Source organism: Pseudomonas sp. PH1b (assembly GCF_000633395.1).
Lineage (GTDB): Bacteria > Pseudomonadota > Gammaproteobacteria > Pseudomonadales > Pseudomonadaceae > Aquipseudomonas.
This window is the reverse complement of the sequence record NZ_AYMU01000022.1, coordinates 1-14,901: the sequence shown is the minus strand read 5'-3', so window position 1 is coordinate 14,901 and position 14,901 is coordinate 1. Positions and strand designations below refer to the sequence as shown.

Sequence of the window (14,901 nt, the reverse complement as noted above, 5' to 3'; positions counted from 1 at the left end):
ATCAATTTCCGTGGACGGCGTAGAGGCCGTAGTTTAGCGGATTCATCCCCGGAGCCAGCCATTGACTGGGCGGTGTTTCGCCGCGGGCCAGGCATTGGCGCAGGACGCTGCTGCGCACCCCGGGCTGTTCTGCGATGCACAGGATGGAGAAGCGCCGCAGCAGCTCTTCGCCGCGATGGAACCTGGGCAGTTGCTGAGCCACGTCGTTGCCCACCACCAGTGCGATGCGCTTGCCATCCAGGGCCAGGTCGTCCGCCAAGCGTTGCAGCAGGGTGTAGCTGTAGACCGGGCCGGGATCGGCCAGGGCCAGTTGCTGTTCCAGGCGGCTCACCGCCAGTTCCGCCGGACTCTCGGGTTGCAGGTGGGCGGTGATGTCCTGCAGCCAGCGGGTTCTTTGCCTGAAATCGGCCATCTGTTTGCCATCCGGATGGCGGAAGCTGGGGACCACCAGCACTCGCCGGGCATGCCGGGCGGCTTCGAGCATCACCCGGGCATGGCCGGCGTGGGGCGGGTTGAAGGCACCGCCGTAAAGCGCCAGTTCAAACATCGGCTTTCTCTCTATTGGTACACGACATGTACCTTATCATCGGTTTTGTGTCTGGGGAATAACCTTGTTCATATTCCTATATGGTTGGGGTTGTTGTTTGAGTCGATAAAAAACTTGGTGGATGGCTTGCACTGAAAGTACATGATGTGTACCTTTTGTTCCATGCAGAGGAGAGACCCCCCCATGAACAGTCCCGTGATGAAGACCGCTTCCTTCGATGTCGATGCGCAAAAAAGCTTCACCCCGCTGTGCCCGGACGAGTTGCCGGTGGCCGAGGGCGAGCGCATCGGTGGCGAGCTGAATTTCATGGCGACCCTGGCCAGCCTGCGCATCGGCAGCAAGGACGCCCACAGCCCCCAGGCGCCCTGGGTGGTGGCCGAGCACCAGCAGATGCTCCAGCCCACCGGCCTGGAACACGCCGACCTGACCTGGGTCAGCCACTGCGTACCGGGCACCGAAGGTTTCACCTTGCTGGACGAGCTGCCTACGCCCTATGACTACGACTACTTCGTATGGAAGGGCGTGGAGCCGGACCTGCACCCCTACGGCGCTTGCTACCACGACCTGCACGGCAAGCTGTCCACCGGGGTCATCGAGTACCTCAACAGCCAGGGCGTGCAACGGGTGATCGTCGGCGGCCTGGCCCTGGACTTCTGCGTCAAGACCACCGCCCTGCAACTGGCCGCCGCCGGTTTCAAGGTAATCCTGCACCTGCCGGCCTGCCGCGCCATCAGCGAGGCAGGCGCCACCCAGGCCATACAGGACATGCAGCAAGCGGGCATCGCGGTCGCCGCGACTCGTGAAGAAACCGCCAGATTGGCCAGCGTTTAAGGAAAGCCCCATGGAAAGTGCATTCGATCGCAACAACGGCGTCATCCAGAGCTTGCTGGACACCGACTACTACACCTTCACCATGATGCAGGCGGTGCTGCACCAGCACCCCAATGTCGATGTCGAGTACCAGTTCATCGTCCGTTCCAAAGAGTCCCTGGTGCACCTGATCCCACAGATCCGCCAAGAGCTGGAGAAACTGGCCAATCTGCAGATGCGCGAGGGCGAGCAGCGCTTCCTGTTCAACCGCAAGTTCCGCGAGTACCTGACCCCGGACTTCGAACAGTTCCTCGGCCTGTTCCGCTTCAACCTGCGCTACATCCACGTGAGCACGATCGACGGCCAGTTGAGCATCCGCGTCCGCGGGCCGATGTTGCACTGCATCATGTTCGAGCAGCCGGTGCTGGCCATGGTCAGCGAGTTGCGCAACCGCGATAAATACCCCGATGTGGAGCTGGCAGACGTGACCCGCCGGCTCTACCAGAAATTCGAATGGCTGGAGAAGAACGCCAGCCAGGAAGAGCTCGCCGAGTTCCGCGTCTCGGACTTTTCCACCCGTCGGCGCCTGTCGTTCAAGGCCCAGCGCTAAGTGGTGAAGATCATGCGCAGCGATTTCCCCGGGGTCTTCGTCGGCACCAGCAACGCCCACCTGGCCTATGAGTTCGACCTGCCGCTGATCGGCACCATGGCTCACCAATGGCTGATGGTGCACCAGCAGCTGGGACGCCTGCGGGAAAGCCAGAACGCCGCGCTGGAGAACTGGGTTCGCGAATACCGCGGCCGCCTGGGCATCGCCCTGACCGATTGCATCAGCACCGATTTTTTTCTCAAGGACTTCGACCTGTACTTCGCCAAGCTGTACGACGGCCTGCGCCAGGATTCCGGGGACCCGATCCAATGGGCCGACAAGGTCCTGGGCCGCTACCGCGAGCTGGGCATCGACCCCAGGACCAAGGACCTGATGTTCTCCGACGGCCTGAACTTCGAGAAATGCCTGCCGATCCTGCGCCACGTGCGCGGCCAGGCGAAGTTCGGTTTCGGCATGGGCACCAGCCTGGCCTGCGATGTCGAAGGCGTCGAGCCGCTGAGCATCGTGATGAAACTGGTGCAGGTGCATGGCGAGCCGGTGGTGAAGTTCTCCGACGACCCGATCAAGAACGTCTGCGAAGACCCATCGTTCCTCAAGTACGCCGCCCAAGTGTTCAACGTCAACCTTGCCCACTCGCCCCTGGAGGCCTGATATGAGCAGTCAAACCCAAGCGCGCATTGCCCGGGAACTGGGTATCGACCGGCAACTGGTGCCGGGCGGCGAGGGCGCGGAGATCGCCCGGCGCATCGACTTCATCAAGCAGGTACTGGAGGACTCGGGCTGCCAGACCCTGGTGTTGGGCATCAGCGGCGGCGTCGATTCACTGACAGCCGGGCGCCTGTGCCAACTGGCGGTGGAACAGTGGCGGGAGGCAGGACGGGAGGCGCAATTTATAGCGGTGCGCTTGCCCTACAGGATCCAGGCCGACGAACAAGACGCCCAGGCGTCCCTGGACTTCATCGGCCCGGACCAGATCACCACCAGCAACATTGGTGACTGCGTCGATGGGCTGATGGCCCAGGTACGGATCGACGGCCTGCAACCTTCGGCAGCCCTGACGGATTTTGCCAAGGGCAACGTCAAGGCCCGGGCGCGGATGCTGGCCCAGTACGCGATTGCCAACTTCAGCAACGGCCTGGTGGTGGGCACTGACCATGGCGCCGAGGCGCTGATGGGGTTCTTCACCAAGTACGGTGATGGCGCCTGCGACCTGGCACCGCTCTCGGGGCTGACCAAGAGCCAGGTGCGGATGCTCGCCGATGCCCTGGGCGCTCCGGCATACCTGGTGCGCAAGGCGCCCACGGCGGACCTTGAAGAGCTGGCTCCGGGCAAGCTGGACGAAGACGCCTATGGTTGCAGCTACGAAGAAATCGACGCCTACCTGATGGGCCAACCGGTGCCCGATAGCGTGCGGCAACTGATTGAAAGCGCCTACCGGCGCACCGCCCACAAACGCGCCTTGCCACGTACTCCCGCCTGACCCGACGCCTTCGCCGGCAAGCCGGCTCCTACCCCGTTACCCCCAGCCTGCAGGGGCTGACTTGCCAGCGAATGAGGCCCGCAAGAGCGCCTTCGCCGGCAAGCCGGCTCCTACACCGTCACCCCAGCCTGCAGGGGCTGACTTGCCAGCGAATGAGGCCCGCAAGAGTGCCTTTGCCGGCAAGCTGGCTCCTACACCGTCACCCCCAGCGCGCAGGCGCTGGCTTGCCAGCGAATGAAGTCCGTTAGAGCGCCTTTGCCGGCAAGCTGGCTCCTGCTTCATTACCCCCAGCCCCGTAGGCGCTCTGCCAACCCCGGCACAAGCCCTTCAGTCCGGCCATTTCCTCAAGCTCGCCCGGCACTCTTCAAGCAGCTCGGGCATATGTTCGCGCACGTCCTGCCAACCCAGCATGCCCAGCAACTCACGCGCCTCTTGGCGCAGGGGCAGCCATTGCGGGTGTTTGAAGCCGTTGTCCTCCAGCGTCACCCCGTAGGCCTCTCGGCACAGCGCTTCACAGCCGCTCAACAGGGCCTGCAGGCGCGGGTGCAGAGTGGGCGCCAGGTACGCCGGAAAGTGCTTCACGAAGCCCTCGAGATAATCCAGGTGGTTGGACCACAGGCCACACTCGGCGCAGCAACCGACCTCCGTGCGCTGGCGGTCGGCCTCCGCGGCCAGGAACTCCAGGGCCGGGCCCAGCTCTCCCAGCAGGATGATCTTTCGGTACTGGTCCTGGCCGTACCAGGTCCAGACATTCGAGGCCAGGGGGGCGCTGCAGTGGGACGGTGTTTCACTCATGCTGGCTGTCTTTCTCTTGCGTCGCCGGCACAGGCTCCCAGCCCTCGGGCCAGCGGTCGCTGAACGAATGGCTGTCCGGCATCAGGGCCGGGTCGCGGTTTTCGTCGAAGCAGCCCAGGAGCAGGGCAATGGTCGGCTGATCGTCGATGGCCCCCAGGGAGCTGCCGCATTCCCGGCAGAACGCCCGGCTTGAATAGTCCGACGATCTGAAGGTCGCAGGGACGCCTGCGGGGCCGGTCCAGCGCACCTGGGTGCTGGGGAACTCGACCCAGGCCAGGGTCAATGCACCGCTGTGCCGCTGGCACAGTGTGCAGGAGCAGGTATGGGGATTGGCGGCCGGGCCCCGGGCCTCGAAGCGGACCTGCCCGCACAGGCAGCCGCCCTGGTACAACAGGTGGTTCATGGCTGATTCTCTGAACATGCGGCGCTGGTGGCCGGTGGGCGAATCTACCACGTCTGGCGTGTTTTCAAGGCACGGCAAGTCGCTGATCGAATGCGGTGGCCGCAGATTCAGGTGTAATCCACCGACTCTCTTCGGAGGGCTTTTTTTGCCCCGAACTGCGGCCCGGATCGCTTTCGCGGGGCAAGGGGCGAGTCAGCCTGGCGGGGTTACTGAGCGAACCCCGGGGCTGCCTCAGCGCAGTTTCTCCAGCATCTGGTAGTACCACATGCCGGCCGCCAGCATCGGGTTGCCCAGCAGGTCGCCGAAGGGCACGCGGATGTGCTGGCAGGCGGCGAAGGTGTCGTAGTGACCGAGGTGCCCGGTCAAGGCCTCGGCCATGATCTCGCCCATGATGTGGCTGGTGGCGACGCCATGGCCGGAGTAGCCCTGGCAGTACCAGACGTTGTCCGAGAGCTTGCCCAGTTGCGGGATGCGGTTGATCACAATGCCCATGGCGCAGCTCCACTGGAAGTCGATGGCCACGCCCTGGAGCGCCGGAAAGGTGCGCTCGATGCACGGGCGCAGCTCGCCGGCGATATCCCGGGAATCCTTGCCGCTGTAGTTGGCGCCACCGCCGAACAGCAGGCGGCCGTCGGCGGTCATGCGGTAGTAGTCGAGGACGAAGCGGCAATCGTAGACCGCCAGGTCCTCGGGGTTCAGGCGCTTGGCCAGGTCTCCCAACGGCTCGGTGGTGACGATGCCGCCCATGGCCGGGAAGATCTTGCCCTTGAGTTTCGCCGGCTCCAGCTTGTGGTAGACATCGCCGGCCAGCAGCACCTGGTTGGCGTCGATGCGCCCCTGGGCGGTGATCACCGCCGGACGCTCGCCGTGGACAATCTGCAACACCTCGCTGTGTTCGAAGATCAGCGTGCCCAGGCTCTCGGCGGCGCGGGCCTCGCCGAGGCACAGGTTCAATGGATGCAGGTGCAGGTTGCGGGTGTTCTTGATCGCGCCGTGGTACAGGTCGCTTTCCAGCAGGCCACGCACCTGGGCCCGGTCCAGCAGGCTGACCTCGTCGCCCATGCCGCGGCGCACGGCCTCTTCGTAGTCGGCACGCAGGCCCGGCAAGTGGCTGGGCTTGTAGGCAGCATGCAAATGGCCGTGCTTGAGGTCGCAGGCAATGGCGTATTTCTCCACTCGCTGCTGGATGATCCGGTGCCCGCGCCAGCGCAGGTGCCAGATGAAGTCATCGACTTCCTCACCCAGGCTGTCGCGCATCTGCTTGCGCATCGCGGCATCGCCGGACAGGCTGCCGGTCACTTGCCCGCCGTTGCGCCCGGTGGCGCCCCAGCCGATCTTGTGGCTTTCGACAAGGGCCACTTTCAGGCCGCGCTCGGCCAGCTCCACGGCGGTGGCGACGCCGGTGAAACCGCCGCCGATGATCACCACATCCACTTGATGGGTGCCTTGCAGGGTCGGGTAGTGAGTTTCCTGGTTCAGGGTGGCGCTGTAGTAGCTGGGGCAGCGCTCGGCTGCCGGGGTCCGCGGATCGAAGGCGGCGGTCATGGTTGGATCCTCGTGAAAAAGTGAGCCGGGCCGCTGCGAGCAGGCAGCGGCCAGGGCCTGGAAATCTGGCGCTGGGCCGGCGGGCTCGGCGCTGCTTGAGCGCCCCTGAGCCGCGCACGGCAGATCGGTAACGGGGCCTCAGGCCTGGGTCAGGTACCAGCGCCAGTCCTGTTCACCGACTTCGGCCATGAACTGGCGGTACTCGGCGCGCTTGACCGCCAGGTACACGCCGAGGAACTCGCAGCCCAGGGCATCCCGGGCCCAGGCCGACTGCTCCAGGGCGACCAATGAGGTCAGCCAGTCGGTGGGCAGCAGTTCGCTGGCTTGGGCGTAGCCGTTGCCTTGGACCGGCTCGCCCGGGTCGAGGTGTTCGCGCAGGCCGCGATGGATCCCGGCGAGGATCGCCGCCGCGGCGAGATAGGGGTTGGCGTCAGCGCCGCAGATCCGGTGTTCGATGTGCCGGCTGTTGGCTGGACCGCCCGGTACCCGCAGGCTCACGGTGCGGTTGTCGACCCCCCAGGTGGGGGCCAGGGGCGCATAGCTGTTGCTCTGGAAGCGTCGGTAGGAGTTGGCGTTGGGGCAGAACAGCAACAGTGACTCCAGGAGCGAGGCAAGCATGCCGCCCACCGCTTCGCGCAGCAGCGGGGTGCCGGCGGGGTCTTCGGCGGCGAACAGGTTGCGGCCTTCGGCATCGGCGATGCTCACGTGCATGTGCATGCCGGTGCCCGCCAGGTGATCGAAGGGCTTGGCCATGAAGGTCGCCTGCATCCCGTGCCTGTGGGCCACGGCCTTGACCAGGCGCTTGTAGCGCACGGCCTGGTCCATGGCCGCCAGGGCGTCGCCGTGCTCCAGGGTGATTTCCACCTGCCCGGGGGCGTACTCGGAGATCGCCGTGCGTGCCGGAATGCCTTGCAGTTTGCAGGCCGCATAGAGGTCGGCGAGGAACGGCTCGATCTGCTCCAGTTCGCGCAGGCCATAGACCTGGGTGGTCCGTGGCCGGCCGCCATCGGCATCCAGGGCCGGTTGCGGGTGGCCTTGGGCGTCCCGTTTGCTGTCCAGCAGGTAGAACTCCAGCTCGCAGGCCATCACCGGGTGGTAGCCCTCGGCCTTGAGCCCGTCGATGACCTTGATCAACAGGTGGCGCGGGTCGGCGATGCTGGCGGGCAGGCCCTCTTGCGGGTGCATGCTGACCTGTACGGCTGCGGTGGGAATCTGCCGCCAGGGCAGGCGCACCAGGCTGCCCGCCAGGGGATAGGCACGGCAGTCGATATCGCCGACATCCCACACCAGCCCGGAGTTTTCCACGTCGTCGCCGTTGAGGGTCAGGCCGAGGATGGTGCTGGGCAGGGGCCGGCCGCTTTGGTACACCGCCAGCAGTTCTTCGCGGTGCAGCAGCTTGCCCCGGGGCACGCCGTTGGCGTCGAGGATGAACAGCTCGATCATGTCGATATCGGGGTTGGCGGCAAGGAAACGATGGGCTTCGTCGAGGGGAGCAAAATTCATGGATGACTCGCTTGCGCCGTTCAGGGCGCGCAGGTTTTCAGGTCCTGCAACGACGCCGCGCAGGGCTCGGTTGCAAGGGCAGAAAGCAGCTCGGGGAGCGACACGCCCGGGGGCGTGCGATCAGACCGTAGGCGAGTGATCCGGAGGGCGTGAGGAGTGGCGCAGGCGCGAGCGGCAGAGGGCCATGGGCAGGTTGACCAGGAGTTTCATGGGCAGCACCTGTCCGCCAGGGGCAAACCGATAACGCCGGGGCGCTCCTCATGAACCTCATGAGGCGGCTGGAGAAGGGCAAGCAAGGGCCGCAAGCACCGAGCGTCGACAGCACCACCGCTGCCACTGATGGGCGCGGAAGCTAATCTGTCGAATCCGTGAAACGGGCTCAGGTGAGGCATCGGCCAGGTGATCTCGCTGTCGAGTTCGTTGTGATTATTCTGGGCATGAACCGAGTGCCGAGGGGGCGGATAACGGGATCCGCGGCCCGGGGCGGATCAATACTGCAAGAATCCACTCGCCAATGTAAGGGGGGGAGAGGCCTCGATATCCCGTTCACGGGGTTGCTCTTTGGAGGCAGAACCCCGTGCCAGAGCCTCGCGAGAGGTCAACTCCCGGTGTGTAATTTATTTTACAGAAGGGCTTGCCGGGGTCAGTAGATGCCCGGCAGCAAGCGCCAGCTGCGGGCGCAGTACGCCTGGTAGTCGTTGCCGAAATGCCTCAGCAGCAATTCCTCTTCGGAACGGATCCTTGCGATCAGCGGGATCAGCGTCAGGGCCGCCAGCAACAGTCCCAGCCCCGAGCGAAACGCCAGGGCCCAGCCCACGGCATTCACCAGCAGGCCCAGGTAGCTGGGGTTGCGCAGATGCCGGTACAGGCCCTCGGTGACCAGGCGGTGGCCGGACTGGATCGCCACCAGGCCGCTGAAGCGCCGGCCAAGGATGAACACCGGCCACAGGCGCAGCACGCCACCGGCGATGAACAGCAGGGCGCCGAGCCAGCGCAAGCCCTCAGCGCCGAAGGTCCAGAACTCCACGCGATCGCTATAGGCCGGAAGGAAGCCGCTCAACAGACCGATCACCCCGAACACCGGCAGCACCCAGCGGTTGCCCTGGTCTTCCTGTTCGCCGCTGCTCAGGTTGACTTCGCTGTACAGCGAAGCGACCACCATCAGCAGGGTGGCGAGGGCGATCAGGGTCAATGGTGGATGGCTGAAGAACCTGGCGAAACCGCCACTGCCGTAGATCGCCAGGCCCAGGTAGGCCAGGGCGCCGAGCAGGCTGGAGACGGCCAGTTGGGGAGAGATTTTCATGATCAGTGCGCACCTGTCGGGGACCTTCCTTGAGTGTAGGAGCCCCGCTGCGCGCAGCGGCGGTCGTTGGTCCGCCAGGGCCGCGGGTGGTTTCAGGCCGGGGGCTGGTCACTGAGCTGGCTGACCAGGAAATCGATGAAGGCGCGGGTCTTCTGCGGTACCCGCCGCGCCGTGGGGTAGACCACGTTGATGCTGATGGGCGGCGCTTGCCATTCACCGAGCACCGGCACCAGGCGCCCGGCGGCCAGGGCCTCCTCGACGATGAAGTCCGGCAGCAGGGCGATGCCCATGCCGGCCTCGGCGGCCTGGGCCAGCAAGTCGCCATTGTTGGCGTGCAAGGGGCCGGTGACGTGCACCCGCTGCAGGTCGTTGCCGTTGCTCAATTGCAGGCTGACACCGCTTTGCAGGTAGCCGTAGTTGAGGCACTGGTGGCCGCTCAGGTCCTTGGGATGGCGAGGCATACCGGCCCGTTCCAGGTAGCCGGGGGAGGCCACCATGATCCGTGGTGCCGGTGCCAACTGGCGGGCCACCATGGACGAATCCACCAGGCTGGCGATGCGCAGGGTCACGTCGAAGCCGCCGCGCACCGGGTCCACCTGCTGGTCGCTGAGCACCAGTTGCAGCTCGATCAGCGGGTGTCGCTCATGGAACAGCGGCACCAGTGGCCCAAGCCGGCGCAGGCCGAAGGACATGGGGGCGTTGACCCGCAGTACCCCGCGCAACTCGGCGACGCCGTCCCGGGCGCGCTGTTCGGCTTCGTCCACCGTCGCCAGCACCTCGCGGGCGGTCTCGTAGTACTCGGCGCCAGCGGCGGTCAGGTGCAGGCTGCGGGTGGTGCGTTGCAGCAACTGCACACCGATGGCTTCTTCCAGGGCCTGGATCTGCTTGCTGACCTTGGAGCGCGGCACGTCCATCGCTCGTGCGGCGGCAGCAAAGCCGTTCTCGTCGACAGTGACGACGAAGGCGCGCATGCATTCGATACGGTCCATTATTGTCCCTTTTTTGGAATCAATGATTCTCGATTTTAGGGAATTGTCCCTTTTTCAGCCAGCCCCTAAATTAGCCACCAAGCCGGGCACACCAGGGCGCCGCCGGCGCCATCAACCGGTCATGTTCAAACCTCACTCTCTGACTGCAAAAGGAACTCGCCATGTCCATTCGTGAACTGCTGAACCCCAGCAACTCCGCCCTGATTCTCATCGATCACCAGCCGCAGATGTCCTTCGGCGTGCAGTCGATCGATCGCCAGACCCTGAAGAACAACACCGTGGCCCTGGCCAAGACGGCAAGGATCTTCAACGTGCCGACTCTTTTCACCTCGGTGGAAACCGAGAGCTTCAGCGGCTACATCTGGCCGGAACTGCTGGCGGTGTTTCCGGACCAGCAGCCCATCGAGCGCACGTCGATGAACTCCTGGGAAGACCGCAAGCTGGTGGCGGCAGTCAAGGCCACCGGGCGCAAGAAACTGATCATGGCGGCGCTGTGGACCGAGGTCTGCCTGACTTTCCCGGCCCTGGAAGCCCTGGCTGAAGGCTATGAGGTGTACATCGTCACCGACGCTTCTGGTGGCACCACCCAGGAAGCCCATGACATGTCTGTGCAGCGCATGATCCAGGCCGGCGCGGTGCCGGTGACCTGGCAGCAGGTGCTGCTCGAATACCAGCGTGACTGGGCCCACAAGGACACCTACGACGCGGTGATGGACCTGGTGCGTGAGCACAGCGGCGCCTACGGCATGGGCGTGGACTACGCCTACACCATGGTGCACAAGGCGCCCCAGCGTCAGCTGTAACCAAGGAGTTCGTCGGCCCAGGGGGCATTCGCCCCCTTCGCCAGCGGGCCAGCTTCTACGCTTGCCCAAGGTTGCACAGTTCCGGATGCCATGGGTGTCCGGTGTTCCTCCCTCGAACCCAAGGACACTTGCAATGAGCACCTTCATCACCCGCGACGGCACCGAACTCTATTACAAGGACTGGGGCCGCGGTCAGCCCGTGGTCTTCAGCCATGGCTGGCCGCTGAGTGCCGACAGCTGGGAGGCGCAGATGCTGTTCCTGGCTGACCACGGCTACCGGGTCATCGCCCACGACCGCCGCGGTCACGGGCGTTCCAGCCAGCCCTGGGACGGCAACGACATGGACACCTACGCCGACGATCTGGCGCAGCTGATCGAGCACCTGGACCTGCAGCAGGCGGTACTTTTGGGCTTCTCCACCGGCGGCGGCGAAGTGGCGCGCTACATCGGTCGCCATGGCACCGCGCGCCTGGCCAAGGCCGGGCTGATCTCGGCGGTGCCACCGCTGATGCTCAAGACCGCGGCCAACCCCGGGGGCCTGCCGCTGGAGGTGTTCGACGGCATCCGCGCCGGCGCCGTGGCCGACCGCTCGCAGCTGTACAAGGACATCGCTAGTGGTCCGTTCTTCGGCTTCAACCGGCCGGGGGCCAAGGTGTCCCAGGGCATGATCGACAGCTTCTGGCTGCAGGGCATGCAGGCCGGGCACAAGAATGCCTACGACTGCATCCGGGCGTTCTCCGAGACCGACTTCACCGAAGACCTGAAGCAGTTCGACATCCCGACCCTGGTGGTGCATGGCGACGACGACCAGATCGTACCGATCGACGCCGCGGGCCGGGCTTCGGCCAAGCTGATCGCCAATGCTCGGCTGGTGGTCTATGCCGGTGCACCACACGGCCTGACCGACACCCATAAAGAGTTGCTCAACGCCGACCTGCTGGCGTTCATCCAGCAGGGCTGAGCTTGACTGTGTAGCGTCGGTGCTGCCGGGCCGCGCCCGACGCGATCCTCCTTCCCGCACTGTGGAGCCCTTGATGAATATCGAACTCACCGACGGTGTCGTGACCTTGCTGGTACGCCACCGGATCCAGAAAGGCCGCGACCAGGAGTATGAAACCTGGTTGCGCCAGATCATCGCCAAGGCCCGCAGCTACCCGGGGCACCTGGGGATCGACGTAGTCCGCGGCCACAGCGGCGGCCTCGGGCTGTTCACCAGCGTCCTGCGCTTTGCCAGCACCGAACAGCTGCAGCACTGGCTGGACTCCGCTGACCGCCGCGAACTGGTGCAGCAGGCCCAGCATTTGTTGGCCGACGGTGACCAGACCGAAATCAACGCCGACCGCGAGTTCTGGTTCACCCCCCAGGACAGCGGTGCGCCGACCCCGCCACCGCGCTGGAAACAAGCCTGCGTGACGTTCCTGGTGATCCTGCCGCTGAGCTTTCTGGTGCCGCAGTTGTGGAAGCCCGTGTTCACCCTGTTGCCCTGGCTGGGCGCCTATGTGCCGGCCACGGTGCTGATCACCCTGAGCATCGTGCTGCTGGTGGTCTATGTCTTCATGCCCCGGGTCACCCGCCTGTTCAGCCGCTGGCTGCAACCGCGCGGCGCGGCCTGATACCCCTTGTGACCTTTATCCGGAGTAGTGCCATGAACACCAACGCAATTGCCGATCTGATCCTGTTCAACGGCCGCCTGCACACCGTGGACCGGGCCAAACCCCGGGCCAGTGCCGTGGCCATCAAGGACGGGCGCTTCATCGCCGTGGGCAACGACACCGAGGCCATGGCCCTGCGGGGCAGCGCGACCCAGGTCATCGATCTTCAGGGACGCACCGTGATCCCGGGGCTCAACGACTCTCACCTGCACCTGATCCGCGGCGGCCTCAACTACAACCTGGAGCTGCGCTGGGAAGGCGTGCCCTCCCTGGTGGATGCCCTGCGCCTGCTCAAGGACCAGGCCCAGCGCACCCCGGCGCCGCAGTGGGTGCGGGTGGTGGGCGGCTGGAACGAATTCCAGTTCTCCGAGAAACGCCTGCCGACCCTGGAAGAACTGAACCAGGCCGCGCCCGACACCCCGGTGTTCGTCCTGCACCTGTATGACCGTGCCTTGCTCAACCGCGCCGCGCTGCGAGTGGTGGGCTACGACCGCAACACTCCGAACCCGCCCGGTGGCGAGATCGTGCGCGACGCCAATGGCAACCCCACCGGCATGCTGATCGCCCGGCCCAATGCGATGATCCTGTACTCGACCCTGGCCAAGGGCCCCAAGCTGCCCCTGGATTACCAGGTCAACTCCACGCGCCAGTTCATGCGTGAACTCAATCGCCTGGGGGTCACCAGCGCCATCGATGCCGGTGGCGGTTTCCAGAACTACCCGGACGACTACCAGGTGATCAACGAGCTGGCGGCCAAGCAGCAACTGACCGTGCGCATCGCCTACAACCTGTTTACCCAGAAGCCCAAGGAAGAACTGGCGGACTTCAAGAACTGGACCAGCAGCGTCACCTACGGCCAGGGCGACGATTTCCTGCGGCACAACGGGGCAGGGGAGATGCTGGTGTTTTCCGCCGCCGATTTCGAGGACTTCCTCGAACCGCGCCCGGACCTGCCCCAGACCATGGAGCAGGAACTGGAGCCGGTGGTGCGCCACCTGGTGGAACAGCGCTGGCCATTCCGCCTGCACGCCACCTATGACGAATCCATCAGCCGCATGCTCGATGTGTTCGAGAAAGTCGACCGCGATATCCCGTTCAACGGCCTGCCGTGGTTCTTCGACCACGCGGAAACCATCAGCCCGAAAAACATCGAGCGGGTACGGGCCCTGGGTGGCGGCATCGCGATCCAGGACCGCATGGCCTTCCAGGGCGAATACTTCGTCGAGCGCTACGGCGCCAAGGCCGCCGAGATGACCCCACCGATCCAGCGCATGCTCGCCGAAGGCATTCCGGTGGGCGCCGGCACCGACGCCACCCGGGTCTCCAGCTACAACCCCTGGACCTCGCTGTACTGGATGGTCAGCGGCCGTACCGTCGGCGGCCTGGAGCTGTATCCCCAGGGCTTGAGCCGCGACACCGCGCTGGAACTCTACACCCACGGCAGCGCCTGGTTCTCCTCGGAACAGGGCAAGAAAGGCCAGATCAAGGTTGGCCAACTGGCGGACCTGGTGGCCCTCTCGGCGGACTACTTCAGCGTCGAGGAAGAGGCGATCAAGTGGATCGAGTCCCTGCTCACAGTGGTGGGCGGCAAGGTGGTGCATGGGGCAGGGGAGTTCGACAAACTGGCCCCGCCGACCTTGCCGGTGACCCCCGACTGGTCACCGGTGGTCAAGGTCCCGGGGCACTGGAAGCCTGCATCGCCACTGCTCAACCAGGTGCACCACTGCAGCGGGCCTTGTGCCGTGCACGCCCATGGCCATGAGCGGGCCCGTCAATCATCGGTGCCGGTGAGCGACTTCCAGGGCTTTTGGGGGGCGTTTGGTTGTTCGTGCTTTGCCTTCTGATACAACGTCCAGCCCTTGCAGGAGCTGGTTCGCCGGCTCCTGCTGATCTCCCGTTACTGTGGTTGCGATGCCCCTCATTACCGAGATATATCGACACTTCTCTTAACTGTTCAGAAAAGTCCTACATCCTCGATGGCCGGAGCGGTCCTAATATCGGCGTCCGTTGCCCCTGCCTTCCATCGGCAAGGCTTCAGGCAAATTGATGCCTGAATAGCGGCGCATGGGTATCGCGCTTCTTGCTCAGATCCTGTTGTCGTTTCCAGGCGCGAACCTGTTGTTCGTCACCCAGAGCATGAGGTTGCGCGGTGCCTTGCCCGGTTCCCCTTGGCGGCTTGCTTCTTCCCCATCTCTTTAAAGTTGTCCGCAGACAAGTGTCTTGCCCATTGTCCGGGTGAGCCCTTGTGCCGATCAGCGCGCGTTTTGCTTTGCGCTCCTGACCTGAGAAACACGACATGGATGTTCGTCAGTTTGCCTTTCTGGCCCGCCAACCTTCTGCCACCCTGCAAGCGCGGGAGTCGTTTTGGGGGCTGCCCAAGCGGGGCCTGGCGTTCATCCTGGCCAACCTGATGTTCTGGCAGCCTGTGGTGGCGATGGCCGATGGCATCGTGGTCAACGGC

Annotated in this window: 13 protein-coding genes and 1 pseudogene; 7 read left to right on the top strand and 7 right to left on the bottom strand. The window is 64.8% G+C overall.

Annotated elements, in window-relative coordinates:
• Nucleotide 1: 1 nt before the first annotated feature.
• Nucleotides 2-547 carry an adenylyltransferase/cytidyltransferase family protein gene (locus U873_RS0127515; RefSeq protein ID WP_025131306.1) on the bottom strand — a complete coding sequence of 182 codons (546 nt, stop codon included), beginning with the start codon at nt 545-547 and terminating at the stop codon, nt 2-4.
• A gap of 183 nt (nt 548-730) precedes the next feature.
• On the opposite strand from U873_RS0127515, the gene U873_RS0127505 reads away from it, so the two are divergent.
• From U873_RS0127505 to nadE, 3 genes and pseudogenes are all read left to right on the top strand, one after another.
• The gene (locus U873_RS0127505; protein WP_025131305.1) at nt 731-1,378 is read left to right on the top strand and encodes a nicotinamidase; all 648 of its coding nucleotides are present in this window, start codon (nt 731-733) and stop codon (nt 1,376-1,378) included.
• A 10-nt stretch (nt 1,379-1,388) separates the two neighbouring features.
• Nucleotides 1,389-2,618, top strand: a pseudogene (gene pncB, locus U873_RS34555) (nicotinate phosphoribosyltransferase).
• A gap of 1 nt (nt 2,619) precedes the next feature.
• Entirely contained in the window at nt 2,620-3,447 is an 828-nt protein-coding gene (gene nadE / locus U873_RS0127495; RefSeq protein WP_025131304.1) for an ammonia-dependent NAD(+) synthetase, read from the top strand.
• 327 nt (nt 3,448-3,774) lie between these two features.
• Here nadE and U873_RS0127490 read toward each other — a convergent pair whose 3' ends face one another.
• The 6 genes from U873_RS0127490 to U873_RS0127465 form a co-directional block, all read right to left on the bottom strand.
• Nucleotides 3,775-4,242: a hypothetical protein gene (locus tag U873_RS0127490; protein WP_025131303.1), complete on the bottom strand. Its 468-nt coding sequence runs from the start codon at nt 4,240-4,242 to the stop codon at nt 3,775-3,777.
• Nucleotides 4,235-4,645, bottom strand: a complete 411-nt coding sequence (locus U873_RS0127485) for a GFA family protein (RefSeq protein ID WP_025131302.1) — start codon at nt 4,643-4,645, stop codon at nt 4,235-4,237. The genes U873_RS0127490 and U873_RS0127485 overlap by 8 nt, the downstream gene beginning before the upstream one ends.
• A 231-nt stretch (nt 4,646-4,876) precedes the next feature.
• Nucleotides 4,877-6,190 carry an FAD-binding oxidoreductase gene (locus tag U873_RS0127480; RefSeq protein ID WP_025131301.1) on the bottom strand — a complete coding sequence of 438 codons (1,314 nt, stop codon included), beginning with the start codon at nt 6,188-6,190 and terminating at the stop codon, nt 4,877-4,879.
• A 138-nt stretch (nt 6,191-6,328) separates the two neighbouring features.
• Complete coding sequence (locus U873_RS0127475) at nt 6,329-7,693, bottom strand: glutamine synthetase family protein (protein WP_025131300.1); 1,365 nt, start codon at nt 7,691-7,693, stop codon at nt 6,329-6,331.
• 643 nt (nt 7,694-8,336) lie between these two features.
• Nucleotides 8,337-8,996: an isoprenylcysteine carboxylmethyltransferase family protein gene (locus U873_RS0127470; protein ID WP_025131299.1), complete on the bottom strand. Its 660-nt coding sequence runs from the start codon at nt 8,994-8,996 to the stop codon at nt 8,337-8,339.
• A 92-nt stretch (nt 8,997-9,088) separates the two neighbouring features.
• The gene (locus tag U873_RS0127465) at nt 9,089-9,985 is read right to left on the bottom strand and encodes a LysR family transcriptional regulator (RefSeq protein ID WP_025131298.1); all 897 of its coding nucleotides are present in this window, start codon (nt 9,983-9,985) and stop codon (nt 9,089-9,091) included.
• A 161-nt stretch (nt 9,986-10,146) separates the two neighbouring features.
• Between U873_RS0127465 and U873_RS0127460 the strand changes: the two genes are divergently transcribed.
• The 4 genes from U873_RS0127460 (at nt 10,147) to U873_RS0127445 (ending at nt 14,284) form a co-directional block, all read left to right on the top strand.
• Entirely contained in the window at nt 10,147-10,788 is a 642-nt protein-coding gene (locus tag U873_RS0127460; protein ID WP_025131297.1) for a hydrolase, read from the top strand.
• A 133-nt stretch (nt 10,789-10,921) separates the two neighbouring features.
• Nucleotides 10,922-11,749, top strand: a complete 828-nt coding sequence (locus tag U873_RS0127455; protein WP_025131296.1) for an alpha/beta fold hydrolase — start codon at nt 10,922-10,924, stop codon at nt 11,747-11,749.
• 73 nt (nt 11,750-11,822) lie between these two features.
• Entirely contained in the window at nt 11,823-12,401 is a 579-nt protein-coding gene (locus tag U873_RS0127450) for an antibiotic biosynthesis monooxygenase (protein WP_025131295.1), read from the top strand.
• A 32-nt stretch (nt 12,402-12,433) separates the two neighbouring features.
• On the top strand, nt 12,434-14,284 hold the full coding sequence (locus U873_RS0127445; RefSeq protein ID WP_025131294.1) for an amidohydrolase: 1,851 nt from the start codon (nt 12,434-12,436) through the stop codon (nt 14,282-14,284).
• Nucleotides 14,285-14,901: the final 617 nt, after the last annotated feature.

Bases quoted from the DNA above. Each gene is read 5' to 3' on its own strand.
- U873_RS0127450 (WP_025131295.1), top strand. From the start codon at position 11,823: ATGAATATCGAACTCACCGACGGTGTCGTGACCTTGCTGGTACGCCAC.
- nadE (WP_025131304.1), top strand. From the start codon at position 2,620: ATGAGCAGTCAAACCCAAGCGCGCATTGCCCGGGAACTGGGTATCGAC.
- U873_RS0127455 (WP_025131296.1), top strand. From the start codon at position 10,922: ATGAGCACCTTCATCACCCGCGACGGCACCGAACTCTATTACAAGGAC.
- U873_RS0127515 (WP_025131306.1), bottom strand. From the start codon at position 547: ATGTTTGAACTGGCGCTTTACGGCGGTGCCTTCAACCCGCCCCACGCC.
- U873_RS0127485 (WP_025131302.1), bottom strand. From the start codon at position 4,645: ATGAACCACCTGTTGTACCAGGGCGGCTGCCTGTGCGGGCAGGTCCGC.
- U873_RS0127505 (WP_025131305.1), top strand. From the start codon at position 731: ATGAACAGTCCCGTGATGAAGACCGCTTCCTTCGATGTCGATGCGCAA.
- U873_RS0127480 (WP_025131301.1), bottom strand. From the start codon at position 6,190: ATGACCGCCGCCTTCGATCCGCGGACCCCGGCAGCCGAGCGCTGCCCC.
- U873_RS0127490 (WP_025131303.1), bottom strand. From the start codon at position 4,242: ATGAGTGAAACACCGTCCCACTGCAGCGCCCCCCTGGCCTCGAATGTC.
- U873_RS0127475 (WP_025131300.1), bottom strand. From the start codon at position 7,693: ATGAATTTTGCTCCCCTCGACGAAGCCCATCGTTTCCTTGCCGCCAAC.
- U873_RS0127470 (WP_025131299.1), bottom strand. From the start codon at position 8,996: ATGAAAATCTCTCCCCAACTGGCCGTCTCCAGCCTGCTCGGCGCCCTG.
- U873_RS0127460 (WP_025131297.1), top strand. From the start codon at position 10,147: ATGTCCATTCGTGAACTGCTGAACCCCAGCAACTCCGCCCTGATTCTC.
- U873_RS0127445 (WP_025131294.1), top strand. From the start codon at position 12,434: ATGAACACCAACGCAATTGCCGATCTGATCCTGTTCAACGGCCGCCTG.
- U873_RS0127465 (WP_025131298.1), bottom strand. From the start codon at position 9,985: ATGGACCGTATCGAATGCATGCGCGCCTTCGTCGTCACTGTCGACGAG.